Source organism: Ruegeria sp. BB6 (assembly GCF_056539385.1).
This window is the reverse complement of sequence record NZ_JBQFUW010000002.1, coordinates 590,453-616,829: the sequence shown is the minus strand read 5'-3', so window position 1 is coordinate 616,829 and position 26,377 is coordinate 590,453. Positions and strand designations below refer to the sequence as shown.

Annotated in this window: 28 protein-coding genes and 1 tRNA gene; 21 read left to right on the top strand and 8 right to left on the bottom strand. The window is 56.8% G+C overall.

What is annotated here, in order from left to right:
• The first annotated feature begins 7 nt into the window (after positions 1-7).
• From ACR0B7_RS07430 to ACR0B7_RS07400, 7 genes are all read left to right on the top strand, one after another.
• Positions 8-1,057 carry a betaine/proline/choline family ABC transporter ATP-binding protein gene (locus ACR0B7_RS07430; RefSeq protein WP_170483940.1) on the top strand — a complete coding sequence of 350 codons (1,050 nt, stop codon included), beginning with the start codon at positions 8-10 and terminating at the stop codon, positions 1,055-1,057.
• Complete coding sequence (locus ACR0B7_RS07425) at positions 1,054-3,114, top strand: ABC transporter permease subunit (protein ID WP_170569334.1); 2,061 nt, start codon at positions 1,054-1,056, stop codon at positions 3,112-3,114. Before ACR0B7_RS07430 ends, ACR0B7_RS07425 begins: the two co-directional genes overlap by 4 nt.
• A gap of 105 nt (positions 3,115-3,219) precedes the next feature.
• Entirely contained in the window at positions 3,220-3,885 is a 666-nt protein-coding gene (locus ACR0B7_RS07420; RefSeq protein ID WP_170483936.1) for an NnrU family protein, read from the top strand.
• A gap of 72 nt (positions 3,886-3,957) precedes the next feature.
• Positions 3,958-4,479 (top strand): DUF2478 domain-containing protein, encoded by a 522-nt coding sequence (locus ACR0B7_RS07415; RefSeq protein WP_170411061.1) that lies wholly within the window; start codon positions 3,958-3,960, stop codon positions 4,477-4,479.
• 87 nt (positions 4,480-4,566) lie between these two features.
• A complete protein-coding gene (locus ACR0B7_RS07410) occupies positions 4,567-5,814 on the top strand; it encodes a D-arabinono-1,4-lactone oxidase (RefSeq protein ID WP_170483934.1) in 1,248 nt (415 codons plus the stop codon).
• Positions 5,811-6,932, top strand: a complete 1,122-nt coding sequence (locus ACR0B7_RS07405; RefSeq protein WP_170483933.1) for an alanine racemase — start codon at positions 5,811-5,813, stop codon at positions 6,930-6,932. Before ACR0B7_RS07410 ends, ACR0B7_RS07405 begins: the two co-directional genes overlap by 4 nt.
• 273 nt (positions 6,933-7,205) lie before the next feature.
• A complete protein-coding gene (locus ACR0B7_RS07400; RefSeq protein ID WP_170352516.1) occupies positions 7,206-9,245 on the top strand; it encodes an AAA family ATPase in 2,040 nt (679 codons plus the stop codon).
• 402 nt (positions 9,246-9,647) lie between these two features.
• Here the strand turns inward: ACR0B7_RS07400 and ACR0B7_RS07395 are convergent, their stop codons facing one another.
• Complete coding sequence (locus ACR0B7_RS07395) at positions 9,648-10,613, bottom strand: GIY-YIG nuclease family protein (RefSeq protein WP_170352517.1); 966 nt, start codon at positions 10,611-10,613, stop codon at positions 9,648-9,650.
• A gap of 456 nt (positions 10,614-11,069) precedes the next feature.
• On the opposite strand from ACR0B7_RS07395, the gene ACR0B7_RS07390 reads away from it, so the two are divergent.
• The 8 genes from ACR0B7_RS07390 to ACR0B7_RS07355 all read left to right on the top strand — a co-directional run bounded on the left by ACR0B7_RS07390 (position 11,070) and on the right by ACR0B7_RS07355 (position 18,951).
• Positions 11,070-13,088 (top strand): type I restriction-modification system subunit M, encoded by a 2,019-nt coding sequence (locus ACR0B7_RS07390; protein ID WP_170352518.1) that lies wholly within the window; start codon positions 11,070-11,072, stop codon positions 13,086-13,088.
• A gap of 115 nt (positions 13,089-13,203) precedes the next feature.
• Positions 13,204-14,160 carry a helix-turn-helix domain-containing protein gene (locus tag ACR0B7_RS07385; RefSeq protein WP_170352519.1) on the top strand — a complete coding sequence of 319 codons (957 nt, stop codon included), beginning with the start codon at positions 13,204-13,206 and terminating at the stop codon, positions 14,158-14,160.
• A gap of 169 nt (positions 14,161-14,329) precedes the next feature.
• Positions 14,330-15,838, top strand: coding sequence for a DUF1254 domain-containing protein (locus ACR0B7_RS07380; protein WP_170352520.1), 1,509 nt, complete (start codon positions 14,330-14,332; stop codon positions 15,836-15,838).
• A gap of 433 nt (positions 15,839-16,271) precedes the next feature.
• Entirely contained in the window at positions 16,272-16,742 is a 471-nt protein-coding gene (locus tag ACR0B7_RS07375) for a hypothetical protein (RefSeq protein WP_170576564.1), read from the top strand.
• A gap of 55 nt (positions 16,743-16,797) precedes the next feature.
• Entirely contained in the window at positions 16,798-17,337 is a 540-nt protein-coding gene (locus tag ACR0B7_RS07370; protein ID WP_170352522.1) for a helix-turn-helix transcriptional regulator, read from the top strand.
• Positions 17,338-17,339: 2 nt separating this feature from the next.
• Positions 17,340-17,642, top strand: a complete 303-nt coding sequence (locus ACR0B7_RS07365) for a helix-turn-helix transcriptional regulator (RefSeq protein ID WP_480681193.1) — start codon at positions 17,340-17,342, stop codon at positions 17,640-17,642.
• Positions 17,643-17,646: 4 nt separating this feature from the next.
• Complete coding sequence (locus ACR0B7_RS07360; protein WP_170352524.1) at positions 17,647-17,910, top strand: helix-turn-helix transcriptional regulator; 264 nt, start codon at positions 17,647-17,649, stop codon at positions 17,908-17,910.
• 3 nt (positions 17,911-17,913) lie between these two features.
• The gene (locus ACR0B7_RS07355; protein WP_170576563.1) at positions 17,914-18,951 is read left to right on the top strand and encodes a tyrosine-type recombinase/integrase; all 1,038 of its coding nucleotides are present in this window, start codon (positions 17,914-17,916) and stop codon (positions 18,949-18,951) included.
• 73 nt (positions 18,952-19,024) lie between these two features.
• On the opposite strand, the gene ACR0B7_RS07350 is transcribed toward ACR0B7_RS07355, so the two are convergent.
• Positions 19,025-19,108 (bottom strand) — tRNA-Tyr (locus ACR0B7_RS07350).
• A 116-nt stretch (positions 19,109-19,224) separates the two neighbouring features.
• Between ACR0B7_RS07350 and rlmB the strand changes: the two genes are divergently transcribed.
• From rlmB to ACR0B7_RS07330, 4 genes are all read left to right on the top strand, one after another.
• Complete coding sequence (gene rlmB / locus ACR0B7_RS07345; protein ID WP_170483932.1) at positions 19,225-19,998, top strand: 23S rRNA (guanosine(2251)-2'-O)-methyltransferase RlmB; 774 nt, start codon at positions 19,225-19,227, stop codon at positions 19,996-19,998.
• Positions 19,999-20,011: 13 nt separating this feature from the next.
• Positions 20,012-20,290 (top strand): hypothetical protein, encoded by a 279-nt coding sequence (locus tag ACR0B7_RS07340; RefSeq protein WP_170778203.1) that lies wholly within the window; start codon positions 20,012-20,014, stop codon positions 20,288-20,290.
• Positions 20,291-20,398: 108 nt separating this feature from the next.
• Positions 20,399-20,848 (top strand): YHS domain-containing (seleno)protein, encoded by a 450-nt coding sequence (locus ACR0B7_RS07335; RefSeq protein WP_480681190.1) that lies wholly within the window; start codon positions 20,399-20,401, stop codon positions 20,846-20,848.
• Positions 20,849-21,047: 199 nt separating this feature from the next.
• Positions 21,048-21,518 carry a CoA-binding protein gene (locus ACR0B7_RS07330; RefSeq protein WP_170483930.1) on the top strand — a complete coding sequence of 157 codons (471 nt, stop codon included), beginning with the start codon at positions 21,048-21,050 and terminating at the stop codon, positions 21,516-21,518.
• Positions 21,519-21,522: 4 nt separating this feature from the next.
• Here ACR0B7_RS07330 and ACR0B7_RS07325 read toward each other — a convergent pair whose 3' ends face one another.
• The 3 genes from ACR0B7_RS07325 to hisF are packed head-to-tail and all read right to left on the bottom strand — an operon-like array spanning position 21,523 to position 23,225.
• Positions 21,523-22,089: a hypothetical protein gene (locus tag ACR0B7_RS07325; RefSeq protein ID WP_170562205.1), complete on the bottom strand. Its 567-nt coding sequence runs from the start codon at positions 22,087-22,089 to the stop codon at positions 21,523-21,525.
• A gap of 60 nt (positions 22,090-22,149) precedes the next feature.
• Positions 22,150-22,467, bottom strand: a complete 318-nt coding sequence (locus ACR0B7_RS07320; protein WP_170384427.1) for a phosphoribosyl-ATP diphosphatase — start codon at positions 22,465-22,467, stop codon at positions 22,150-22,152.
• Positions 22,464-23,225, bottom strand: a complete 762-nt coding sequence (gene hisF / locus ACR0B7_RS07315; RefSeq protein WP_170384425.1) for an imidazole glycerol phosphate synthase subunit HisF — start codon at positions 23,223-23,225, stop codon at positions 22,464-22,466. The genes ACR0B7_RS07320 and hisF overlap by 4 nt, the downstream gene beginning before the upstream one ends.
• 118 nt (positions 23,226-23,343) lie before the next feature.
• Here hisF and ACR0B7_RS07310 point away from each other — a divergent pair, with 118 nt between their 5' ends.
• Entirely contained in the window at positions 23,344-23,790 is a 447-nt protein-coding gene (locus ACR0B7_RS07310) for a DUF302 domain-containing protein (RefSeq protein ID WP_480681187.1), read from the top strand.
• Position 23,791: 1 nt separating this feature from the next.
• Here the strand turns inward: ACR0B7_RS07310 and hisA are convergent, their stop codons facing one another.
• On the bottom strand, positions 23,792-24,511 hold the full coding sequence (gene hisA / locus ACR0B7_RS07305; protein WP_170384423.1) for a 1-(5-phosphoribosyl)-5-[(5-phosphoribosylamino)methylideneamino]imidazole-4-carboxamide isomerase: 720 nt from the start codon (positions 24,509-24,511) through the stop codon (positions 23,792-23,794).
• 131 nt (positions 24,512-24,642) lie between these two features.
• Between hisA and ACR0B7_RS07300 the strand changes: the two genes are divergently transcribed.
• The gene (locus tag ACR0B7_RS07300) at positions 24,643-25,044 is read left to right on the top strand and encodes a DUF2147 domain-containing protein (RefSeq protein ID WP_170384421.1); all 402 of its coding nucleotides are present in this window, start codon (positions 24,643-24,645) and stop codon (positions 25,042-25,044) included.
• Positions 25,045-25,047: 3 nt separating this feature from the next.
• Here the strand turns inward: ACR0B7_RS07300 and hisH are convergent, their stop codons facing one another.
• The gene (gene hisH, locus ACR0B7_RS07295) at positions 25,048-25,686 is read right to left on the bottom strand and encodes an imidazole glycerol phosphate synthase subunit HisH (protein WP_170483928.1); all 639 of its coding nucleotides are present in this window, start codon (positions 25,684-25,686) and stop codon (positions 25,048-25,050) included.
• Positions 25,687-26,274, bottom strand: coding sequence for an imidazoleglycerol-phosphate dehydratase HisB (gene hisB / locus ACR0B7_RS07290; RefSeq protein ID WP_170483926.1), 588 nt, complete (start codon positions 26,272-26,274; stop codon positions 25,687-25,689). It lies immediately after the preceding gene.
• Between the last annotated feature and the right edge of the window lie 103 nt (positions 26,275-26,377).

Genomic DNA, 26,377 nt, shown 5'->3' with positions numbered 1-26,377 from the left:
TGTTTAAGTGACTGACGCTAGTACGCCAGCCATTGCCTGCCAGAATCTCTGGCAGGTCTTTGGTTCCGGTGCTGAAAAAGCCCTGACCGACGCGTTGTCTCGGTCAGGGAGCGACGCCGACAAAGCCGCGGCTGAATTGCGGGAAAACGGATTTATTCCCGCCGTTCAGGACGCCAATTTCGAGGTCAAAGAAGGCGAACTATTCGTCATTATGGGTCTGTCGGGTTCCGGGAAATCGACGCTGATCCGCTGTATCTCGCAACTGCTGTCCGGCACGGGGGGCGAGATTCGCGTGGATGGCGAGAACGTCATGGGCGCGTCAAAGAAAGTTCTGACAGACCTACGTCGCAAGAAACTGGGCATGGTGTTCCAGCATTTCGGTCTGTTCCCCCATATGACCGTCGCCGAAAACGTGGCCTATCCGCTGCGCGTGCAGGGTGTCGGCAAAAAGGAACGGCTGGCGCGGGCGCAGGAAGTGATCTCGCTGGTCGGTCTGGAGGGCCGCGAGGACAGTTTCCCCCGGCAGCTTTCGGGCGGTCAGAGGCAGCGCGTGGGCATCGCCCGCAGCCTTGCTGTGAACCCCGACATCTGGTTTCTGGACGAGCCGTTCTCGGCCCTCGATCCCTTGATCCGCCGCCAGTTGCAGGACGAATTCCTGCGCATTCAGGCGACGTTGAAGAAATCCATCGTGTTCATCACTCACGACATCCAAGAGGCGCTGAAACTGGCCGACCGGATCGCCATCATGCGCGATGGCAAGATCGTGCAGATCGGCACGCCAACGGATATCGTGCTGCGTCCAGTCGACGACTATGTGCGCGAGTTCTCGAAGGACGTCGCCAAGGGGCGGCACGCCAAGGTCGCCTCAGTCATGCGCGACGACGATCAGCGTGGCCCGGACGATCCTGGTCTGACGACCAGCATGACGCTGGACGCGGCTCTTGCCCACTGCATGGAACTGCACGAGCCTGTGCCTGTGCGCGATGAGGCGGGCAACATCGTCGGCACGGTGCACCCGTCCGATCTGGCTGCGGCGCTTCAGGTGGATGAGACATGAGCGCCGTCACGGACATCCCCACGCAGGCCCGTCTGACGGTGGGGGCCAAGGCTGCGCTGATCACGGTAATCGTCGGGGCTGTATGTCTGGTGCTTGAGGGCGTCGCCCCTTGGCTGGTTAAATGGCCCGCCGCATGGGAGTTGCCCGCGACGCAGTGGGTCGGAGCCTTCCTCGACTGGTTCCTGAACGGCATCAAACCGGCGATGCGGTTGTTTTCTGACCTGATGACCTATCCGATGGACGCGGCGAACTTCGTTCTGGCGAACACGCCTTGGCCGATCCTGATCGGGCTTGTGACCGCGCTGGGCTGGTATCTGGGCGGGCTGCCTATGGCGGCGCTGGGGTTCTTTGGTCTCAGCTTTGTGCTGGCCTCGGGCTACTGGGCCGAGAGCATGAATACATTGGCGCTGGTCGCCGTCTCGGTCCCTGTGGCGCTGGTTGTCGGCGGCGGGATCGGTATCCTCGCCAATGAAATCCCCCGCGTGAAATCCTTGGTTCAGGCAGTGCTTGATATCATGCAGACCGTGCCGACCTTTGCTTATTTAACGCCGCTATTGCTGCTGTTTGGCTTCGGTCCGGTTGTGGGCCTGATCGCCTCGGCCATCTACGCCGCACCGCCGATGGCGCGCAATGTGATGCTGGGGTTGGAACGTGTCGAGCCCGAGATCAAAGAGGCCGCCATCATGTCCGGCGGCACCCGGTTCCAGCAACTGTTTCAGGTGGAAATCCCGGCGGCTGCAACGCAGATCATGGTTGGTGTGAACCAATGCCTGATGGCTGCCTTGTCGATGGTCATCATCGCCGCCGTGATTGGCGGGTTCAATGATATCGGATGGGAAGTCCTGCTGACCATGCGCAAGGCGCAATTCGGCGAATCCCTGATGGCCGGTTTGGTCATTGTCGTCTTTGCCGTCGTCATCGACCGGATGAGCGGTACGCTCGCGACCGAGCGCAAACGCTATGACCAGCGTGTTGTCTGGGCAGTTTTGGGCTTTACTGTCCTGTTCACCGCCGCCTTCTGGCTGTGGCTCCCGAACCCGTCTGAGTTGACCCTGCTGGACCCTGTAGCCGGGGCGATTGACAGTGGCCTAACCGCGTTCACTCAGGCCAATGGCCCATGGCTGGATGCGCTCAAGAATAACTCGCTGTTCTACGTGCTGCTGCCGTTGCGGATCGGGCTGGATCAGGCGGTGCTACCCTTCACATGGGGGTTCCAGTGGACGCCGGGCATGAGCTATGGCCTGTTCGCCTTGGCCGCCGTGATCGCCACCCTGATGGCATGGCGCGGGCATCTGACCGGCGGGCTGGTCGTGCTGATTCTGATCGGCATGTTGGAAACCGGCATCGCAAACCTGCCGTGGCCTTTCGTGCTGACTGGCGCTGCTGCGCTCAGTTATGTCGCGGGAGGTTGGCGTTTGGCGGCACTGTCGGTGGGGCTGCTCTGCACCATCCTCGTCTCGGGCCTGTGGGAGCGCGCCTTGCTGTCGCTATACCTCAGCGGCGCGGCGGTGTTCTCATGCGCCGTTGTCGGCGGGCTGATCGGCCTGGCCAGTGCAGTATGGGAGCCGGTGTGGAAAGTCGTCCGCCCGATCTGCGACATGCTGCAGACGATCCCTCTGTTCGTGTTCCTGATCCCGGTGCTGATGGTGTTCCAGATCGGAGAGTTCTCGGCCTTCCTTGCCATCTGCGCTTACGCGATCGTCCCGATGATCCGTTACACGCGCCACGGTCTGGTCAACACTCCCGAAGAAATGATGGAGGCCGCCATTTCCAGCGGCGCTACCGAGTGGCAGATCATGCGCGACGTGCGCGCGCCCTATGCCGCGCCGACCATCCTGTTGGGGCTGAACCAAACCATCCTCTATGCCTTTGCCATGCTGGTGATCGCGGCGCTGATCGGGACCACCGGTCTGGGTCAGTCGATCTACCTGGCGCTAGGGCAGGCAGATGTGGGCTTGGGTGTTTCAGCGGGGGCTGCGATGGCCATACTTGCGTTGATCGCTGACCGTATGGTGCAGGGGTTTGCCGAAGAACGCCGCAAAGCGCTGGGCTTGTAAGAAAGGGCAGGGGCGGCGTGTCCGCCTCTGCGTCCCAATTGATATCGGACAAAGACACTTCTTCCGAGCTGGCTTAAACCAGCCGCGGGTTGTTTGGAGGCTCGCATGACCGGGTGGGTAGTGTTCCTGGCCGCGCTAATCACTTTTCTGCTGACGCACGTTATTCCGGCCCGACCGTCCGTGCGAAATTGGCTGATTCAGGTGCTGGGTCGCAAAGGGTATTTTGCGACCTATTCCGTAGTGTCTCTGTCGGCTCTTGGTTGGCTTATAGCCGCCGCAGCACACGCACCCTACGTCGAGGTCATCCCGCCGCTTGCGATCTTGCGGTGGGTGCCGTTGTTGATAATGCCCGTCGCTTGCTGGCTGGCGATTGCCGGGCTGTCGATTCAGAACCCTTTCTCATTCGGAGGGGTGGGGAGCCGCGCCTTCGACCCGGACAACCCCGGTATTCTGCGCAGCACGCGCCATCCGATGCTTGCGGCGCTTTCGCTGTGGTCGATCTCGCATCTGCTTGCAAATGGCAGCCTGTCCCATGTGATCCTCTTTGGGTTATTCGCGGGGTTCTCTGCAATGGGCATGATGTTGATAGATCGTCGTAAATCGACAGAATTGGGTGCCGAATGGAAACGCCTTTCCCGCAATACCGCGCGTCTGTCCCTGCGCGCACCGCACCCTTGGCCTGGCCTTTGGATTTGGCTGGTTTCGCTGGTCGTCTTTGCGGGACTGCTTTACCTGCACGCATCCGTGATCGGGCTTTCTCCTCTACCATGACGTAGAACAGTGGTCGGACAGGGACATGCGTGCTATTTGGAATGTCACAGTTTTTCGACGGGGGTCCCCTGAATGTACTTGGCCTATGTAACAACCACTGATCGCGGAGCCACTGACCGGTTGCTAAGCGCGGCTGCGGAACAAATGCTCGAGTCCGGCGCGCGGCTGGTGGGCGTGGTGCAAACCAACACCGAATGCGCCGACAGCAGCAAGTGCGATATGGATGTCCGCGTCCTGCCAGCAGGAGAAACCATTCGCATCTCTCAGTCGCTTGGTTCGCAATCACGGGGCTGCCGTCTGGATCCCGCCGCGCTGGAAAAAGCTGTGGGGTATGTCACGGCTTCGCTGGCGGATGCACCGCAACTTTTGATCGTGAACAAGTTCGGCAAGCACGAAGCGGATGGGCGCGGTTTCCGTCCTGTTATTGCCGAGGCACTCGCGCAGGACATCCCTGTTCTGGTCGGAGTGAATGGTCTGAACAAGGAAAAGTTCGAGGAATTCACCGGAGGAGCCGCCGAGCAGATCGCACCCGAACTTGAGGCGATCATAGGGTGGTTCGACCGGGTGACAGCAGAGCGCGCGGCTGCTGCCTGAAGGTGCCTTCCGTAGGGTAAGCTACTGGAAACCTGACTTGTTTCGGGGTCAATGTGCTGCAATCCTCCGACCCGGAGGAGATCGCAGATGTGGACCAACTGGTCGGGAAGCCAAAGTTCAAGCGCGCCAATTACACGCCCTGTTTCGCTCGCTGATCTGCAACAGGCTGTCGCACAACCCGGTAGTCTGCGGGTTGTCGGATCGGGGCATTCATTTACACCGATTGTGTCGGGCGCGGACCGGATGCTGGACCTGTCCAGCCTTGAATTGGCGACATTAGGTCAGGTCGGCGAAGACAGGGTGTGGGCAAATGCAAACGCGCGTCTGAGCGATCTGTCTCCGGCGCTTGCCGACCATGGATTGGCCTTTCGCAACCTTGGCGACATCAACGCGCAGTCGATTGCGGGCGCAGTATCAACCGCGACGCATGGGACGGGGCGCACGTTGCCGTGCCTTGCGGCGGAAATAACTGCGGCCTGTCTGGTCGGCGCGGACGGGGACATCCTGTCGACGCAGGACATCCCACTTGAAATGGTGCAGGTCTCGCTTGGTACTCTTGGCGTTTTGTCCGAGGTTCAGATCGCGGTGGTCCCGAAACACAACCTGCGCCGCCGCGTGCGGCTGGCTCCGCTTGAAGAAACTCTGGCCAGCATGCATCAGAAGTGGGCCGAATTTCGGAACTTTGAATTCTTTTATATCCCCTTCACCGGCAAGGCCGTTGAGATTCGTCATGAACTGACCGAAGCAGCCGAGACCAAAGCTCCGCGCGATTTGGATATGATCGCGGTCAAGATGATGAGACTGGCCAGAAACGCTGGCCGGGTCAGCGACAGCCTGCGAAGCGTATTGCTGAAGTTGCTAACATTGGCACACTCGGATGAAGACTATGTGGGTGAAAGCTGGCGTGTTCTGTGCAGCGACCGCCACATTCGGTTCAACGAGATGGAATATCACCTCCCACCCGGTGTCGCGGACGAGGTGTTGCGTGAGGTGCTGACGCGCCTACATCGTGATCATAAGGACATATATTTTCCCATCGAGGTCAGGCAAACTGCGGGTGACACGGCCTGCCTCTCGCCGTTTCAGGGCGGGCCGCGCATTTCGATCGCGCTGCACACCGACGCGGCCGAGGATCACGCCCGCTATTTCTCGGCAATCGAGCCTCTGCTGCTTGAGGCCGGAGGCCGACCACATTGGGGAAAGATGCATAATCTGACGTATAAAGAACTTTCGCGCCTCTACCCTGACTTCGATCGTTTTTGCGCGTTGAGGGAACAAATGGACCCTGGTGGCAAGTTTCTCACGCCTGCCTTGGCCAAGCTGTTCCGACCATGACAGCGACGTATTTGCAAAACCTGTCCAGCACGCTGCGCGACTATGGCGTCGACAAACCAGTGACCGTCGTCGATCTGGATCGGCTGGATGCAAATTGCGCGTCGGCGCGTGGCTCGGTCGCGCCGGGTCTGGCGTGTCGTCTTGTTGCCAAGTCCCTTCCATGCTTGCCGCTGCTTGATCATATCCGGACGCAGATACCGTCATCTGGTCTTATGACCTTCTCCGAGCCTATGCTTGCGGCGCTATTGCAGGCTGAACCTGACACTGACCATCTGATCGGCAAACCCCTTCCTGTCAGTTCAGCGGCTCGGATTTTGCGAAACTGCACAAGTGCGGCCGAGCGTGTGCAGTGGCTCATCGACACACGGGAACATTTGGACGCTTATCTGGAGCTGGCAGAAACCACTGGTGTTCCGCTTCGCGTGTCGCTGGAAACCGATGTCGGCTTACACCGGGGTGGGCTGCGTCCCGAAGACGTCCCTGGGATCGTGCAGCGTATTGGCAGCCACCCATATGCGAGGTTGGCCGGGGTCATGGGGTACGAGGCGCATCTGGCCAAGTTGCCCCGTGTCCTGAAATCCCGCGCCGCACGGTCCAGCGCAGGTGCGTTCCAACGCGCTGTAGCGGGGCTGCCAAATGCAGGCGAGGGGCTTTGCCTCAATACCGGGGGCAGCCTGACGTTTCAGTCCTATGCCGCTGACGGAGCAGCCAACGAGGTCGCCTTTGGGTCGGTATTGGTCAAGCCCACCGATTTTGACCATGCGACGACGACGGCATTTCAACCTGCCGCTTTTATTGCCTCGCCAATTCTGAAAGTGATGCAAGGCAACGCGTTGCCCGGTTTGGACATCTTGCCCAGACGGAAGACTGACTTGGCGATATTTGGCGGGCATTTTCTGGGGCAGCCTGTGTTTCCAGACGGTTTTTCCTATTCGTCGATCTTCGGCCGCTCAAGCAATCAGGAAGTATGGACCGGTCCATTGGGTTCAAACGTGAAACCCGGGGACATCGCTCTGTTGCGGCCAACACAAAGCGAGGCCGTGCTGAATCAGTTCGGACCGCTTCTGGTTTTGAAAGGGGGGCAGGTGGTGGACGAGTGGCAATGCCTGCCGAACTAACGGCCCGTTGAACTTTGTCACCATCTGAAGAAGATGGTGGGCGACCCTGAACTGGTAGTTTCAAGCTAAATCAATGGCTTGAAGTGTAAACCCCGGCGAAAGCGTCTTATTGTTTTTCAAGGACTTTCACGTGAACTGTCAAACTTTACAGGGCCTCAAGAGAGGAACTGAAGCATGAATCACGCTTGACGATTACAAAAAACCCCCGCCGAGAAAAACGGCGGAGGCATCCAAAAAAAACGATCCCGCAATCCTCTGCCAAAAGGAAGCAAGATGCTGAATAAAAATAGCAAAACCACCACCAAAGCACAAGCGCAACAAGTTTATGACCAGAACAGACAAGCGGCCCTAGATGCTGCAGCTCATGACCTGCGGGTATTCCCCGTTCACGTGACCCACGACCCGAAAAAGCCCGGCAAGAAGAAAGCCAAGGTTCTTGTCAAATCTTGGGTGAAAGACGCCTCGACTGATCCCGTCCAGATTAACAGTTGGTGGGATGAAAACCCTAGTGCGGTTCCGGGGATGCCAACTGGCGATTTTCTTGTGATTGATTTGGATGATCGCGACGGGAAGGACGGTTCCGCTGCATACAAGGCTATGGGTCTCGACCCGGAAGATGCGCTTTTCACTGTAGAAACACCGTCTGGGGGCGAGCACCTTTATTTTGAGAACTCGATTGGTCTCAGCATTTCACAAGACAATATCGCCCCGGGCATCGACACACGCGGAAAAGGCGGCTTCGTGTTTGCCCCCGGTGCCCGGACGGTCTTCGGGGAATACCGAATAAAACGGGGTGATTTGAACTATCTTCAACTTGGTTGTTTGACCGCTGTCCCTCAGCTAATTTTTCATGCACTCACGAAACAGAAATGCGAGAAGGAACAATCTGCACTCGGCGAGTGCGATCTAGACACGATCCGTGATGCACTGAATGTCGTGCCCAATGACCTCTACTATGGCGACTGGATTGAAACCCTAATGGCCGTTCATCACGCAACCGGCGGCGCGGAAGAGGGGCTTGCTCTCGCTCTGGCATGGTCTGCGGGCTACGATGGTTTTTCCATCAAAGAAGTCCAGAGTAAGTGGCGGTCATTCGGCAAATTCGAAGGTAATTCTATCACAAAAAAAACACTTTTCATGAAAGCGCGTGAGCATGGTTGGGACGACCCGCTTGCGCTCTTGACTGACGCGGATGTTGAGATTGGCGAGACGACTGATTTGCGGTCCGCTGGGCACGGGTCGCTGGATGCAGAAGCCCGCGAACTATTGGGGCTTCCGCCCTCGCGATTGAAATTTCTGAGCCCGACTGATTGCGAAACCCTGCCTACCCGGAACTATCTTATCAAGGGTCTGCTGGGCGAGGGCGACGTTGCCGCTGTCATTGGCGCACCGGGTGCGGGTAAATCTCTTCTGGCCCCTTATCTGGGCTATGCAATAGCGCAAGGCGCGGAAGTCTTCGGCTGCCGGAACCGACAGGGCGGCGTCTTCTACGTTGCCGCAGAGGATAGCCATGGCATGCGCGCGCGAGTTCAGGCACTCCGAGGTCAATACGGTGATGCCGATGCCTTCAGGTTGGTGGAAGGCGTCTCCGATCTATTGAGCGAAAACAGCGAAGACCTGAAGGCATTGCTGATCGCTGTTGAGGACCGGCGCCCGGTGCTAATTGTGATCGACACGCTCGCTATTGCCTTCCCAGGCTTAGAAGAGAACGAGGCGAAGGCGATGGGCCGAGTCGTTGCTGTAGCCCGTAGCTTGACCCGATGGGGTGCCGCCGTCGTGCTTGTCCACCACGACACCAAGGCCGGCGACGGGCTGCCGCGAGGTCACTCCATCCTGAACGGCGCGTTGGACCTGTCACTGCACCTGAAGCGCAACGGCAAGGTGGTCTGCGTCCGACCGACCAAGAACCGGAACGGCAGCACTGATCAGCAACTGGCCTTTCGCGTTGACACGGTCCAGATGGGAAATGACGATGACGGCGAGCCGGTCTTGACCGCGATCTGCGTGGAGGAGCACGCCACCGAACTGCAAAAGACAGGCAAGCCATTGGCCCGAAGTAAACGTGTCGCACTCGAAATCCTGACAGACTTGCTCCGGTGGCAGAGTAGTGTTTCTGAAGATGAGTGGCGGGCGGCGTGTATCGCCGATCCGAAGTTCTCTGCGGCGGAAACTGATAACGGAAAACGCAAGACATTCCGCGAGGCCCGCGTGGACCTTGCAGACCGAGAATTGATCGCACTTCGCGATCGGGGTTTTGTTCTGACGGAAAATGACCACGGGGCGCAGCCGGAGGACGACCATGAGATCCTGTGAGAGACGGGACTTTCAGGAAACACTTCCCCTCACGTCCCCGGCAAACCGGGAGATGGGCAGGGGACGGGACAGGACACACCCCTTAGAGGGGGTGTCCCAAGTCACCGCCCCTCAAATGCCATTTTGACAGTGTTGAGAAATTCATAAGGAGAGCCACGGCGGGGAAGCTGTTCGCTCGGGTCCTTCCCGAGGGAGGCTTGCTCCGGGGGGTGCGCCGAGCCCCAGTTTTCCATAGTTTTTGGGGCCTCTAACGATAACAGACCTATTTCGCCCGCCATGTATGGTTTCAGCATCTCGTGCCAGCTTGCAATCAAGGCTTTAACCATAGGATTGCTTCCTAGGTTTTTGGACCCTGCGCCATAACAGATCCAGTGGCTTCCTCGACGAGGTCGCTGGAGAAATTCATCCATCGGACTCGATGTCGTCGTTCTCACCCGCCGCTTCAACAGCAGTCTTCGCCACTTGTTCTGATTGCCAGTCCCCATAGGAAACGTTGGAGCCGCTGACCTTCCAAGACGAGCGACCGTTGTCGGGGCGCCCGTAAACCACCGCAGATGCCGCGCTTGGGCTATTGAACGCGACATCTTGCGCAAAGCTAAGAAGGCCCTTTTGCCCCGGGACCAGCTTGCCCGTCTTGATTAGCTGCGCGTGCCGTTTTGAATAGCTGTGGTCCGAAGTGCTCGACCAGGCACTCACTGCGTCCGATCCCTCCAGAACAATAAATTCCCCTTCGACCTCGCGGGCGCGCGCTTCCAACCCAAGCTTACTGTGGACAAACTTGAACAGTGGTGCGACTTCGATTTCTGAGGTGATTTCGTCCCCGGCGGAAACTACCTTGGTCATGGCTCTGTGCTGGCGAAGGAAATCAAACCCAAGGACCGGCAGGATGAGGCGAAGCTGGTCTATGAAGTACTCCATGTCGGACGCGTCGGCCTCCGGCAGGGCGACCGGCGGGGGTGCCGTGCTATTCTGAACACTGGAGTTGCCCACAGCGTTTGCGATAGCAATCAACCGCGCCTCTAGATAACGCGCATGCGCCTTAGTGATGTTCTGGTCTTTGCTGGTTACAACGCAAGTGCTCTCCCAGAAATCCTTGCCGGAGTCTCTGTTGTGCTGAACGAGACGCTTTCGGACATTGTCGCTTTCACCGATGTAGAGTTGAAGGGTATCCGGGTCCTTAGGATCGCGACCAGTCAGGAAATAGATTCCGGTACGGTCAAGTTCCGAGCGTTTGAGGAAAGCAGGCAATCCATTCCGTGACCCGGATAGGACATGACCAGTCCAGTTCATTATCTCGGCCGTTGTCAGGCCGGACGCCGTGCCTTCGGCAAGAAACAATTTTACCGATCTCCCTAGTCGGGAACTCATGCTACAACCTCCATCGCCTTCTCACTCCCCCACGATACAAATTTCGCCCGACATCAGCATGAGTATTAGGAGGCTGTGGGTCGCCTCGAAACCGAGGTTCGGGCCGGATATGTACTGATTGTTCAACGAAGTTTATGCCATCTCATTTCTGACTTCCAATCATCTGCGAATTTGCGGGGGCGCAAGACGAAACCTGCAACCCGGCCTTTCTATCAACTATTTGCCAAAGTAAAGATAAGCGGTTTCGAAACAACCCGTAGGAAAGCAGTAACAGCCTTGGGCAGACGCAATGAGGATTCAGCGTTACCTAACTTGACAGACGCATTTTGCGCCATACTGGCAAACCATTATCCGAGCCGCCTTGGATATGCCCAAATTCTCATGTTAGCGTGCCGCCAAAGATACAGTGGGAGGATTCCCGCTTAAGAAAACAAAGATAAGAGCAGGCTGTATACTATGAGCGCAGATATTAAATCACTTAGTTCTTTCGTCTGGTCTATAGCTGAGCTGCTTCGTGGGGATTTTAAGCAATCTGAGTATGGCAAAGTAATATTGCCCTTTGTCGTGCTGCGACGCCTAGACTGCATTCTTGAAGAGAGCAAGCAGAGCGTCCTCGACATGGCCGCATCGCTGCCAGATGATATGGACGACGAGGCACGCGACACGCTGCTTTTTGGCTCTGTTGGTCAAAACATCCGCATTTACAACTTGTCCCACTTCACCTTTGCTTCGCTCAAGGGGCAGGATGCCAAAGACATCCATATGAACCTGCTCGACTACATCACCAAGTTCTCAGGCAACGTCCGCGACATCTTCCTCGACAAGTTCCTGTTCACTGATCAGCTAAAACGGCTGAACGATGCCGGGCTGCTCTATCAGGTGTTCGACCGCTTCACCCAGATTGACCTGCACCCCGACGCGATCTCTAACCTTGAAATGGGGTATCTGTTCGAAGACCTCATCCGCCGCTTCTCGGAGATTTCAAACGAGACAGCAGGGGAACACTATACCCCGCGCGAGGTCATCCGTCTCATCGTCTCGTTATTGCTCATCAACGACAAGGACGCGCTGACCGGCTCTGGCGTCATCCGGCAGGTCTATGACCCGGCAGCGGGCACAGGCGGGATGCTGTCAATTGCTGAGATGGAGATGAAGGCGCTCAACGACCGCATCCGCGTCGAACTCTTCGGGCAGGAACTGAACCCCGAGTCCTTCGCGATCTGCAAATCCGACATGCTGGTGACCGGGCACAACCCCGAGAACATCGCCTTCGGCAACACGCTGACCCAAGACGCCCACGCTAACAAACGCTTCCATTACATGTTATCAAATCCGCCCTATGGCGTGGACTGGAAGAAATACGCTGACCCCATCAAGGACGAGGCTGCAGAACTAGGCATGGGCGGGCGCTTTGGTGCAGGCCTGCCGCGGATCTCGGACGGACAGCTGCTCTTCCTACAGCACATGATCTCGAAGATGCGGAACGATGAGCAAGGCTCGCGTGTTGGTATTGTCATGAATGGCTCACCGCTTTTCACGGGCGGGGCCGGATCCGGCGAGAGTGAGATACGTCGCTGGATGCTTGAAAACGACTGGGTGGAGGCTATCATCGCGCTGCCCACCGACCTATTCTACAACACCGGCATCCAGACATATGTTTGGCTGCTCACGAACCGCAAGGACACAGCCCGGCGCGGCAAGGTGCAGCTGATTGACGCCAGTGGTGAGCGTTTCTGGAAGTCCATGCGCAAGTCCCTCGGGTCCAAGCGTCGCGAAATTCCGATTGAAGCCTGCGATGAGATCGCCCGCATCTACGCTGAGATGTTGAACGGCGACGGTGACTGGGGCGAAGTTTCAAAAATCTTTAAGACGACCGACTTTGGCTATCGTGAAATTCGGGTGGATCGACCGTTGAAACTCGCCTTTGCGGTGACCCCCGAGGGACTTGAGACGGTGCGCGAGGCCAAGCCATTTCAAAAACTTGAAGAAAGTGAGCAGAGCCGCGTTCTGGCGGCGTTGGAGGCCCTTCCTACCGATGAACGTTGGATCAACCGCGACGACTTCGACAAGGCACTCACAGCGGCGTTTAAAGAGTCTGGCCTCAAGGTTGGAGCGCCGGTTAGAAAGGCGATCCTTTCGGCCTTGTCGGAGCGTGATGAAGACGCCGAGGCTTGCGCTGACAGCAAGGGCAACACTGAACCGGACACCAATCTGCGCGATCACGAATTGGTGCCGCTGAATGAGGACTGGCGCGATTATGTGAGACGTGAGGTCCTGCCCTTTGTCCCGGATGCCTGGGTGGATGAAACTCACACCGATGGGCAGGACGGCCACGTTGGGCGTGTCGGGTATGAGATCAACTTCAATCGCTATTTCTACAAATACGTTCCACCCCGTCCGCTCGACGAGATCGATGCCGAGTTAAAGGAGCTGGAGGCAGAGATTGCAGATCTGCTTCGGGAGGTGGTTGAGTGAGTTTCGCGGTTCATGAAGACTGGAAAATGGCGTTCGGAGAATTTTCTAGTTGGTATCGCGTTCGTGATCATTTTGACCTGATAAACGGCTAGGTATCGTTGTTGGGATTCGATGGATGCAAAGCCACGATGATATAGTTGAGTCGTTCAGCCTTAAAACGCAAAGCTTTGAAGAGCTAAGCGACGCAGTCGTCAACTGGGATCAGGAGTATGACCAGTTGTCGGGCGGTCAATTCGAGGGTGGCCTCAAGCTGGCGCAGGTTAATGAGTCCCAGATCCTCAGAATTCGATGGGGACAAAAAATTCGCTACCGTGGAACAGCCCCAGCTGGGGCTTTTGCCTTTGCTTTGCCGTTCGATCAGCAAGGAGATGCAAACTGGATCGGCCAGAAAGCGGGCGTGGACACAGTTCTCATGCAAGCACCAAACAAGGCCGGCGATCTGATTTCCTCCAATTTCTACGACGCGCTGGTGCTCGGAGTTCCTGAAAACGACGTGTTCCGGATTTCATCGGCGCTATCTGGGAAAGGCGAAATCAGTGGCAACTTGCATGGGGCCTCAACCCTTTCGACGGCAGGTGCAGCTTCTTTACGCCATCAGGGACAATCGCTCATTGACCGGGCTATCTCAGATTTTTCCGACGACAGAGCCGCTCTTAAGCGTCTCTCCGATCAGTTTATCAAGTTGTTTCTTTGGGAGCTGGTGAAGTCAAATGGCGGCGGCCTAAAGGAACACCGGGTTTCCAGACCGGCCAGACTGGTGGGGGACGCAACAGATCTGGTTCTATCCGACGTGACCGGAAACATAGGATTGACCACTCTTTGCGCTCATTATGGTGTCAGCCTTAGGACACTTCACTATGCATTCAAAGATGTCACGGGCCTTTCAGCTGCGACCTGGCTGCGACGCATGAGGCTCAATAGAGTGCATCGCGAACTGCAAGGCGCGATCTCGAATGGGGCTACAATAGGCAGCGTGGCCGCGACTTACGGCTTTCACCATCAAGGGCATTTCACGAACCAATACAAGCGGCTGTTCGGCTGCCTGCCATCGGAAACACTGCATCGCAATTAGACGGAAGTTTAGTCTCAAAAACCCAGTCTCAAGAGATGTTTGCAGATTTTGGATAAGAATGATGCGTGATTTTGACAGCCAAAGAGGCCACCATTGTCGAGTAGTCTGATGGTTGCGCAGCGGCGCCTTCAGCCACAAGAATTCCGATCAAATTTTTTAGGAGAGATACATGAAACTTCTTACCAATCATTTATCGGCGGCAATTGCCCTCAGCCTCATTGCGGCGGGCGCCAGCGCCTCCAAGGCCCATGCAAATGAGGACACTGTCTCAACGGAGCTTCCGCCATTGATGCAGCAAATCAACAATGGCAACTGGCTTGAGGAGTCTGAGGCGCAGAAATTGGTAGACGAACTCTACTATCATAGAGCGATTCAGGCCTACTACGACATGTTACCGGCAATGAACACCATTGGCCTGCGCGATGGGTCTGAGGCAGTGTTTGGAGCGGGCTACAACGTCATTCCGATCTGGAAAGAAAGAATGGACTCCCGCGCCTGGGTTCCGACACCTAACGCTGACGTTATTTATTCAATGGGTTACGCAGATCTCAAAGAAACCGGCCCATTGGTTGTTGCGGCTCCACCCAATACAGTGAGCATGCTCACAGATTTCTTCCAAGTAACGTTGACGGACGTAGGCGCCGCTGGTCCAGATGGCGGAAAAGGCGGACTGTATCTCCTTCTTCCACCCAACTACGATGGCCCGGTTCCGAATGGCGGGTATTACACGTTCGAGTCTCCGACATACAACGTGTTTATCTTCTTTCGCACAATCATGAAGCAGGGTGATGGTGGTCCAGATCCCTCCGAGGCGGTCGCGACGGCGGAACAAATTCGTATTTACCCACTTTGGGAAGTGGAGAAGGATATTCCGGCAATGGAGTTCCCGAACGCCTCGGGCAAGCGCCTCAACATGATGTATGAAACCGATTTCGACTTTTGGACGAAAATGAAAGAGTTCGTGGACCATGAGCCTTACTCGGCCATTCCGCCGGCTACTCGCGGTGTTTTGGCTTCCCTCGGCATCAAGAAGGGTGAGCCATTTAATCCAACTGCCAAGCAAATGGAATCCTTGAACAAGGCGATGGAAGTTGCACCAAAGATGATCTTTGCCTCCAGGCAGGTCGGTCGACCGGATGGCCGTAACTTCTATTACTATGACAGACAGTATGAACGCGTTTGGTCTGGAGCTACCGCCGAGTTTATGCAGGACGGCTACCTCGACATCGACCAAAGGGCTGCCTTTATGCAATTTGCATACAGCACGTCACCAGCAATGGTTAAACGCGTTATCAATGGTGGTGCAAAATATCCGGTTACTGCCAGAGACGCGGACGGCGAATTCTTGAATGGTAGCCACCACTACAAGCTACATCTGCCGGCGGGTATTCCGGCGAAGCTGTTCTGGGCAGTAACGCTCTACAACGTAACCGATGGGACGATGCCGGAAACTGACCAGTTCATGCCGTCTATCAATCAATTCAACGATTACGAGAAGAATGATGATGGTTCGGTTGATCTCTACTTCGGTCCGACGCTGCCAGACGGCGCTCCTGAGTCCAATTTCATCAAGACCGTTGAGGGAAGAAACTTCCTGACAGCTGTGCGACTGTTTGGAACGGGTATCGAGTTCTTCGACCAAACTTGGAAACCCGACGATGTTGCGAAAATTGACTAATTTTCAAATCGTTGGATAAAAAAGTTCTGAAAGCCCGCAGGGAACTGTGGGCTTCCTGGACAACTGTGATCGCAGCGCACCAAGGAATCTGACCTTTCACAATCGCGAAGTATCTATTGCTCTCGTGGCAACCGGCAGAAAAGCAATTCCTCGTCGAATCCACAACATTTTGTAGCTTTCTGAAGTTGACCACAAAATGACACCCCCAACGAGGCGTCGGGGGCACAACTTAAGTGAACGGCTGGCTGTCTACACCCGACGTAGGGGGCAGACTGCTCCAATAACGGGTGAAGAGTTTTCGCAACTTCTGAACTCTCGCGACGATAAGACCCGTAGCGAAATATTCTCATATCTCAGCCGGGGGCGCGACATTGGGTTCGATCAGGTGATTGTCGCGGATCCTAGGAGCGGCGCAGAAGATGATGGGCAAGAAATGACATTCTATCTGCCTGAGACTGCCGCAGCGGACATGAATGTTATCGACGAGGGAACGCTTGTTCAGGACGACGGCGCACCCGCGTACAAACTTGTGGGCAACGTCCAATTGGCTGCGCCCGCCGACAATGACCCCCGCAACCCAATGCGAACCAAAGACGCCGTCGACGTGATGCGTCCAACCATCGTAGGGGTGTTCGGCGATCAGTTCCCTTGGTCATACGCGCATCTGCGAAAAGCAGCAGAACACCTTGGGTTCTGGGACCAAGCGGTTGGCGACAAGACGAACACCGGAGTGGAGCCAATCACTGGAACGACGCTCTACTATGGAAGGGGGCGCGAGGCGGTGATGCAGTTCGCGAAACAGACCCCCGACGACTTTGTAGAAGTGGTTGGCTCGAAACAGACGCAAACAGTCTGGAAACAGCAGCACGATGTTGCGGCCTTAGAAGCCGAGCAAGAAGGTTGAAGCTGAACACACCATACGCCAACTTCAAAAGCTCTTTCCAACGGATAGTCCCGCAATGACCGAAGTACGAAAACGCAAGAAACGTGAGATTATGCCGCCGCAAAGGGAATGGCCGCCGATACCTTTAGAACCTACCGATACCGAAGACCAAGATAATACTATCGTTTCTCGTCTACCTGGCCGCAACGGGTTGGCAGGAGCCGACGATATTGTCCAATGGCTCGCGCAGTTAATGAACAAGAAAAGTGTTTCATACGATCAGCTTTCACACCTCTCAGGCGTTCCCTCCCGGACTATCAAGAAATGGTTCAGCAGCGACGAAAAATCTCGAACTATTCCCAAACTCAATACTATCCAAGCTTGCTTCGAAGCGTTGGGCCAATCGCTCATCGTCAGTCCGCCAAGTGTTCAGATTGGAAACGGCCAGAAGTTCTATCCAATTGACAACTTCCGTCGGCAACTCTTGGAAGATTGGCTAGACCAGTCGGCCAGATCGAGAGGTGTATCCGTTTCCGCCTTAATCGAAGACTTGGAAACCAATCATCGCAGGGCGATCGAGAACCAAACGAAGGGTTATCGGAGGCGAGAGTTGTAAAAGTGCCTTTTAGGGCACCAGAAAACACCGAAGAAATACTCCATGTTTTGCTCAGAACGCCCAAGAAGCTTTGTGAGGCCCGCATAGTGAGTAAGAAAACCCTGCCAAATACAGACATTCGCCCCCCTTATATCCGTGAGCGTCAGATCGTATCCCGCTTCGGAGTTTCACGAGGCACCCAGTATCGCTTGCGTCGGCGCGGCATCTTTCCGCGAGGGATACGGGTGAGTCCACGGACTGTAATATATTCTGAGCCGGAGATCATCGATGCGCTGGCCGTATTGGCTACGGATGCGAAGAGGTAAGTCAATGGCCACCGCCTCCCAAGTACGACACAGGGTCTTGCCGCCGCCTTGCGCAAGGCTGCTGTCACGTGGAGAGGCATCAGCATATGCCGGGGTTAGCCCGAATACTTTTGACCGCATGATGGGCGATGGCCTGATGCCCGGCCCCAAGCGTGTGTATAATCGCGTGCTTTGGGACGTGCGTGCGCTCGACAGTGCGATTGATGCCTTGCCGGGCGACCAAGACTCGTCAGATGCTGGCGGTTCCGACATCAATGAATGGGACTGACCAATGAAACAACTCCGAAGACCGCCCAAATACTGTCAGGGCTTTGAAGACAGACATGGCAAGATGCGCTGGTATTATCGCCGCACGGGCTATCCCCGTGCTGCATTGTCCGGTTTGCCATGGAGTCCCGAGTTCATGGCCGCTTATGAGCTGGCGGCCCAAGGCGAACGCATGGACGTGGGCAGGACCAAGAGCAAGCCGGGGACCATCACCGCACTGGTGGCTAGTTACTACCGCACGTCCGACTTCACCAACCTGTCCGATGTAACAAAACGCACGTATCGCAACATCTTAGAACGGTTTCGAAAGGAGCACGCAGACAAGAGGGTGGCCTTGCTTCAGCGCCGGCACATTCAAAGATTGGTGAACGAAAGGGCAGGAACACCATCCGCTGCGAACCGCCTCTTGCGAATGATCCGCATCCTTATGCGTCACGCAGTTGAAATGGGCTGGCGTCGCGATGATCCGACCATAGGCGTGCGCAAGCTGAAAGAAAATACAGGGGGCTTCACTACTTGGGAGGATGAACACATTGAACGTTTTTTGGCGCATCATAAGCCCGGGTCTCGGGCGCATTTGGCGTTGATGCTTTTGCTCTACACGGGGCAGCGCAGGGCCGATGTGGTGCGCATGGGGCGGCAACACGTCAGAAACAATGTGCTGACGATCACGCAGCAAAAGACGGGCCAGCAAGTTTCGATCCCGATACACTTTGAGCTGAAACGTACCCTCGATTCTTTGCCGAAAAACAATTTGACATTTTTGGTGTCCGACCGAGGCGGCCCGCTGAAGCCCGAGAGTTTCACCAATTGGTTCAAGCGCATGGTTCAAGACGCCGGACTTTCTGGCTTGTCAGCTCACGGTCTGCGCAAGGCAACTTGTCGAATGTTGGCAGAAGGCGGATGCACACCGCATCAAATCATGGCTATCAGCGGTCACAAAACCCTGTCCGAAGTCACCCGTTACACTGTGGCCGCAAGCCGCGCGCAACTGTCTGAGGACGCTATGGCATCAATGGGTAAGGTCAAAGAAAGAACGTAAACTGTCAAACCTCATACAAAAGTTTGACAATTCGCTCTGTAAGTATCTGACTATTTTAAGTGAAATTTGGAAATGGTGGGCGACCCTGGAATCGAACCAGGCGTGCGTCTCCGCGAGGGAGTTACAGTCCCCTGCCACACCTTGCGGCCTGTCGCCCACTGTCAGGCGTTGCACCTGACGTGGAGGCGTGATTACTAGCGCCTTAAAGGAGCGTCAACAGGAAAATATCGCTTTGGCGCAGGAAACCGATTTCCCGGCCCGGAGGCCCAAGAAATGAAAAAACCCAAGTGGGTCGTTGAAAAGGAACAGGCGCGCAAAGCTGCGGCGTCCGAAACCGTCTGGCTGTTCGGACTGCACGCTGTACGCGACGCCTTGATGAACCCAGAACGGCAGAAGCTGCGCTTGATAGTGACCCGCAATGCGCGTGACAAATTGGCCGAAGCCATTGAGTTTGCAGGGATTGAACCCGAGATGGTCGATCCGCGCAAATTTACCGCTCCGATTGATCCGGGGTCCGTGCATCAGGGCGCGGCGTTAGAGGTAAAGCCGCTGGATTGGGGTGGGCTGGCCGAGAACTGCATCGGGCGCGAACACCCGCGCGTGATCCTGCTGGACCGCGTGACAGACCCGCACAATGTCGGGGCGATTCTACGCTCGGCCGAAGTGCTCGGGGCCAGCGCGGTTATCGGAACGCGCCATCATTCGGCCCCGGAAACGGGGGCGCTTGCAAAAACCGCCAGTGGTGCGCTGGAAAGGCAGCCCTACCTGCGTGTTCGCAATCTGGCCGATGCTATAGTCGCGTTGCAGGATATGGGCTTTCTGGTGCTGGGTCTGGACGGCGAAGCGGACCTTACTATCGAGGTCACTTTGGACGGCAAACTGGATCAACCAGTGGCGCTGGTGCTTGGGGCCGAGGGGCCGGGCCTGCGCCAAAAGACCAAGGAAACCGTTGATCACCTGGTGAAAATCGACGCAGCGGGTGGGTTTGGTTCTCTGAACGTCTCAAATGCGGCCGCGATTGCCCTATATGCCTCAAGGCACAGATAAACAGGAGAGCACCATTTCCACGCCCTCGAAAATCGCCACCTGCTGCTATTGCGGAACCCGCGCGGCGCTGGTTCTCAAAGGGAAGCAGCGTCATGAGCTTAGTTGTTCAAGCTGTGGCGCCCCGCTGCACGACTTGAAAATGGTGCCCAAGCGCAAACTGTCGGAAAGCAAGCCCGCGCGGGATAACGCAAAATATCATCGCCCTTACAAGAACAAAAAGAAGAAGAAAAAGGGTGTTTTCTCTCGTGTTCTGGACGAAGCCTGGGACGTGATTGAAGATATCTTTGATTGATCGGCTGTTTTCGCGTCGCGCCTGATCACAACCACGTTAATGGGGGTTCCAGATGCAAAGAAAAATTGCAATTTGATACCCTGACTCTCAAAACGTGACTTGATGACGATGAACCGACGTTTCCTTCTTGGCGCGATCGCCGCTGCTGTTTTTGCCCCGGCTGCCTATGCGCAGGACATGCCCATCTTTTTCGAGACGGGCGGCGCAGCTATGGCGGGCTACGATGCGGTTTCCTATTTCAATGGCGGAACACCCGTTCAAGGTTTGCCCGAATTCTCTGTGATGTGGAAAGGGGCCGAGTGGCACTTTGTGTCAGCCGAGAATCGGGATGCATTTGAGATGAACCCGCGGGCCTATGCTCCTCAGTTTGGTGGGTACTGCGCATATGCAATGGCGCAGGGGCAATTGGTCAGTACGGACCCGAACCTATGGCAAGTGGTCGATGGCCGCCTTTACCTGACCCATTCGCCTGAGATTGAACTTATTTGGAACAGTGATGCCCCGGAATATATCCGTATGGCCGAGTCATATTGGCCTGCCGCTCTTTATGATCAGTAGGCGAATTCCCGCCTTTTTTGGCGTGTCATCACAAAAATGAGCGCGACCTCTTTTTTTCTGAAAACTTATGCCTAAATGTCACAGTGACCGCGGAACGGAACTGCCGCGGGTCATTTCACTGTCCCTCGTTCCAACAACTGGCGCTCAGATTTCGATCTGAGCGCTTTTTTCTTTTGTGTGGTCCGAATAGGGTGGCCGCATGACTGACTATACCGATGCGTTTCTGAAAGACATTCTGCAGCGAACCAAGTCGATCGCCGTGGTTGGCGTTTCGATGAATCCGGTCCGTCCCAGCTACTATGTGGCGCGTTACCTATCGCTCAAGGGATACAAGGTGATCCCTGTCAATCCGGGGCACGCAGGCAAAATGTTGTTCGGTGAGACGGTCCGCGCTTCGCTGTCGGATATTTCCGGGCCGGTAGACATGGTGGATATTTTCCGACGTTCAGAAGCTGTTCCGCCAATCGTTGATGAGGCGCTGAAGGCGTTTCCAAACTTGCGCACAGTCTGGATGCAGATCGGCGTGGAAAACCCTGAAGCCGCCGCAGTAGCCGAAGCGCACGGCGTTGATGTTGTGATGAATCGTTGCCCGAAAATCGAATATCAACGCCTGTTCGGAGAGCTTCGCATGGGCGGCTTTGCGACCGGGGTGATATCGTCCAAGCTCTGAAGGTTTAACCGTCGGGCAGGGGCTTCAGCCGTGCGACCTGCTCTAGCCGCCGCTGTTCAAGTACGATTTCGCGCGGCACCCATTCGTATTTCGTATCTTCCGGCAATGGCGACCAGAATAAGGTTCCACCGTACCGCCATGGGTCCAGAACGACGCCATCGTACATGGTCTCACCTTTGCGGCTGATGATCGCGGTGCTGTGGTCGATACGGAACGGGTTGTCCGCATTGGCGATAGCGCGATGCATTTCCAGCGTTTGAAAGCCTTCTTGATCCAGCCGCCGCTCGATGTCTTCAGCCCAGTGCCAACACAACCCGCGAGGGCGCAGCCCCTTGTTGACCTTGGCGTTGTGTATCAGCGGAGGGTCCGTGATTTCGTACTCCTGCACCAACTGCGCGGTGTAGGAATAGGCGATACGCGCCGCACGGTCTGCTTCTTCGGGGTCGATATCGGGGCCAAGGCTGCGAATTTCGGACGCCAGCCGCTGAACCTCGTCTCCGGTTGAAGGCGGGGCGACCGAACAGGCGCCCAGTATCGCAAGCGCAAATACAAACCCCAAAGCTTTGATCATGTCCGCGCCTTTGATCTGTGAACCGTCCAAGGACACACTAAGAGATTGCGAGGGCGGACGTCACCCCTTTGGTCGCGCTGCCTTTTCTTCCAGACCGCTGACGCCCTGACGCCGCGCCAGCTCATCCAGTACGTCGTCCAACGCGACGTCACGCGCGGCCAGCATAACCAGAAGATGATAAAGCACATCCGCAGCCTCGGAGGTCAGCTTTGCCTGATCGCCTTTAACGGCTTCGATGATCGCTTCTACAGCTTCTTCACCGAACTTCTCGGCGCATTTTTCGGGGCCTTTTGCCAGCAACTTAGCGGTCCAACTGCTGTCCGGGTCAGCGCCCTTGCGCGCCTCAATCGTTGTGGCCAGGTCTTGCAGGATGCTCATGTCAGCCTCATCGGTATGCCTGCGGCGGCCATATGCTCTTTGGCCTCGCGGATTGTGTATTCGCCGAAATGAAAGATCGAGGCGGCAAGAACGGCGCTTGCACCGCCTTCGGTCACGCCCTCGACCAGATGGTCAAGATTGCCGACACCGCCAGAAGCAATGACCGGCACGTCAACGGCGTCGGAAATGGCGCGGGTCAGAGGCAGGTTGAACCCAGCCTTCGTGCCATCGCGGTCCATCGAAGTAAGCAGGATTTCACCGGCACCCTTGGCAACCACGGTTTTCGCGAATTCCACTGCGTCGATGCCCGTTGGCTTGCGGCCACCATGAGTGAATATCTCCCATTTGCCGGGGCTGACAGTTTTGGCGTCGATTGCGCAGACGATGCATTGGCTGCCGAATTGATCCGCCGATTCCGCGATCACATCCGGGTTCGCCACGGCTGCCGAGTTGAAGCTGACCTTGTCAGCACCGGCCAGCAGCAGGGCGCGCACGTCCTCTTTGGTGCGCACGCCGCCGCCCACGGTCAGAGGAACAAAGCACTGCTCCGCCGTCCGCTGGACCACATCGAACATCGTGCCCCGGTTTTCATGGGTGGCGTGGATGTCCAGAAAACAGATCTCATCGGCTCCGGCTGCGTCATAGGCTTTTGCCGACTCAACCGGATCGCCCGCATCACGCAGGCCAACAAAATTGACGCCTTTGACCACACGGCCATCGGCGACATCCAGACAGGGAATGATGCGGGTTTTTAGCATGTGGTGTCCTCTATTGCGGGCACGTCTACCGGCAAAGCCCCGCCGATGCCAGACTTGTGATTGCCGCATGGCGCAAAGCTGTGAAAACTGGGGTGAAATTCAACAAAGGAATTCCGATATGCGCAATCTGATACTGGCAACTTTTCTGACTTTCGGAGGCGCTCTGTCCGCTATGGCAGACGACATTATCAAAATCCCTACAGACAAATCTGTCGCCGAGGCGCTGGACGCGCTCGAGACAGCCGTCGGCAATGCGGGCGCAACCGTGTTCGCTCGGGTCGACCATGCAGCCGGCGCCGAAAAGGTTGGCACGCCGATCCCTGCCAATCAGGTCCTGATCTTTGGCAACCCAGCGCTTGGCACACCCGCGATGCAGATCGACCCGAGGGCCGGCCTGTTCCTGCCGTTGAAGGTTCAGGCATACGAAGACGCCGATGGTCAGGTGTGGCTGGCCTACGAAGACCCCAAAGAGACGATGGATGAGCTGGATGAGGTCGAGAAATCACCGGTGATCGACAAGATGCGCGGCGCTTTGGCCAAGTTGACCGCTGCGGCCGCGCAGTAACCTAGCCTAGGGCGCGGATGGCCTCGGCCAGATCAATCGCGCCGTCGTAAAGTGCGCGCCCGGAAATCGCTCCGTCCAGTTCCACGCCGCAATCGCGCAGGGCAATAAGATCGTCCAGGGAACTGACGCCGCCAGACGCGATCACAGGAATTGACACGGCCCGGGCAAGGGCGGCGGTGGCCTCGATATTGGGGCCCTGCATGGCTCCGTCGCGGTTGATATCGGTGTAGATGATCGCCGCAACGCCCGCGTCCTCGAAGCTGCGGGCCAGATCGGTAACTTGCACGTCGGTTTCTTCGGCCCAGCCTTTGGTGGCGACCATTCCGTTGCGCGCGTCGATGCCCACGGCGACCTTGCCGGGGAATTCCCGCGCCGCTTCGCGCACCAGATCAGGGTTTTCAACGGCCACGGTGCCCAGAATGACACGCGCCAGCCCTTTGTCGATCCAGGTTTCGATCGTTGCCATGTCACGGATGCCACCGCCCAGTTGTGCGGGTACGTTGCAGGCTGCCAGAATCGCCTCGACCGGTGCCGCATTGACCGGCTCGCCAGCGAAAGCGCCGTTCAGGTCAACCAGATGCAGCCAGTCACATCCCGCGTCGACGAAGGCTTTGGCCTGCGCCGCCGGGTCGTCGTTGAACACGGTTGCCTTGTCCATTTCACCGCGCAGCAGGCGCACGGCCTGGCCGTCTTTGAGGTCGATAGCGGGGTAAAGGATCATTTTGGGCCTTCTTTCATGGTCGTTCCGGCGGGATATCGCACAAGCGGGGCAGGGTTTGCAACGCGACGCTGGGTCAATCTTGCGGCACGGCCTTCTGCGCGACACAGTATCGCCACCAAATGGAGAACATCATGAAATATTCGATCATTGCAGCGGCAGCCCTGTGCGTTCTTTCCACGGCGGCAACGGCTGATCCGGTTGACGGTCTGTGGAAGACCGAGCCGAATGAAGATGGCAATTATCTTCAGGTTTCGATCCAGCCCTGCGGAAGTGCGACCTGCGGCACCATCGACAGCGCATTTGACGGCTCGGGCGATCAGGTGCTGGATTATGAGCACTTGGGCAAACAGATGATCTGGGACATGACGCCAGAGGGTGACGGAGCCTACGGCGGCGGTAAAATCTGGGCCCCGGACAAGGACAAGACCTACAACTCGAAAATGTCGCTGAACGGCCAGAACCAACTGACCGTAAAAGGCTGTGTTGCTGGCGGTCTGGTCTGCCGTGGGCAGACGTGGACGCGCGTTCAGTAAGGCTTAGGGCGTCCAGTTCAGGAAGTTCCCGATCATACGCAGGCCAACATCCTGGCTTTTTTCGGGGTGGAACTGCATGCCAATCATCGTGTCGCGGCCGATCACGGCCGTGACTTCCTGACCATAATCCACATAGGCCAGCCGTTGCGCCGGATCGGTGACGCGGAAATGGTAGGAATGGACGAAATAGGTATGGTCGCCCGACTTCACCCCCTCAAAGACCGGGTGGTCACTTTCGAGCACCAGATCGTTCCACCCCATATGCGGTACCTTTAGCGCGCTGTCCGAAGGGGCGATCCGCACCACATCCCCGGCAACCCAACCCAGACCGTCCGTTTCGGCGTATTCGTGGCCTTTTGAGGCCATAAGCTGCATCCCAACGCAGATACCCAGAAACGGCCGTCCCTTTTGTTCGACCGCTTCGACCATGGCGTCATAGATACCCTTGTGGCCCCGCAGCTCGGCAGCGCAGGCAGGAAATGCGCCGTCACCTGGCAGCACCAGACGATCCGCGCGCGCAACGACGTCAGCGTCCGAGGTCACAACGACCTCACCCGCATTCAGTTCGCGCGCCATGCGTTGAAACGCCTTCTCTGCCGAGTGCAGATTGCCGCTCTCGTAGTCGATAATGGCTGTCAGCATTTACAACGCGCCCTTGGTGGACGGAATCGCATCGGCTTTGCGTGGGTCGGTTTCAACCGCCAGACGCAACGCGCGCGCGACCGCCTTGAACGCGGCCTCGGCAATGTGGTGGCTGTTGAAACCGTGCAACTGGTCGATATGCAGCGTTATGCCGCCATGAGTGCTGAGCGCCTGAAAGAACTCGCGCACCAGTTCGGTGTCGAACGTTCCGATCTTGGGTGTCGGCAGGTCCACATTCCAGATCAGGAACGGACGGCCCGACAGGTCCAGCGCGCAGCGCACCTGCGCGTCGTCCATCGGCAAATGACATTCGCCATACCGCCGAATACCTTTCTTGTCGCCCAGGGCTTCGGTCAAAGCCTGACCCAGCGCGATACCGGTATCCTCGACCGTGTGGTGATCGTCGATGTGGTAGTCGCCCTTTGCGCGGATCGTCATGTCGATCAGCGAATGGCGCGCAAGCTGGTCCAACATGTGATCGAAAAACCCGACGCCGGTTTGGTTGTCATACTGGCCGGTGCCGTCCAGATTGACCTCGACCGAGATTTCGGTCTCGGTGGTCTGACGGCTGATCTTTGCGCTGCGCATGGGCGAATTCCTTTTGCTACAGCCGCGCTTATAGACGCGGATGGGAGGGGTTATCCAGACCGCTCGTGCCATTCCGCGCAAACTGTTGCAGGGGATTGCGCCG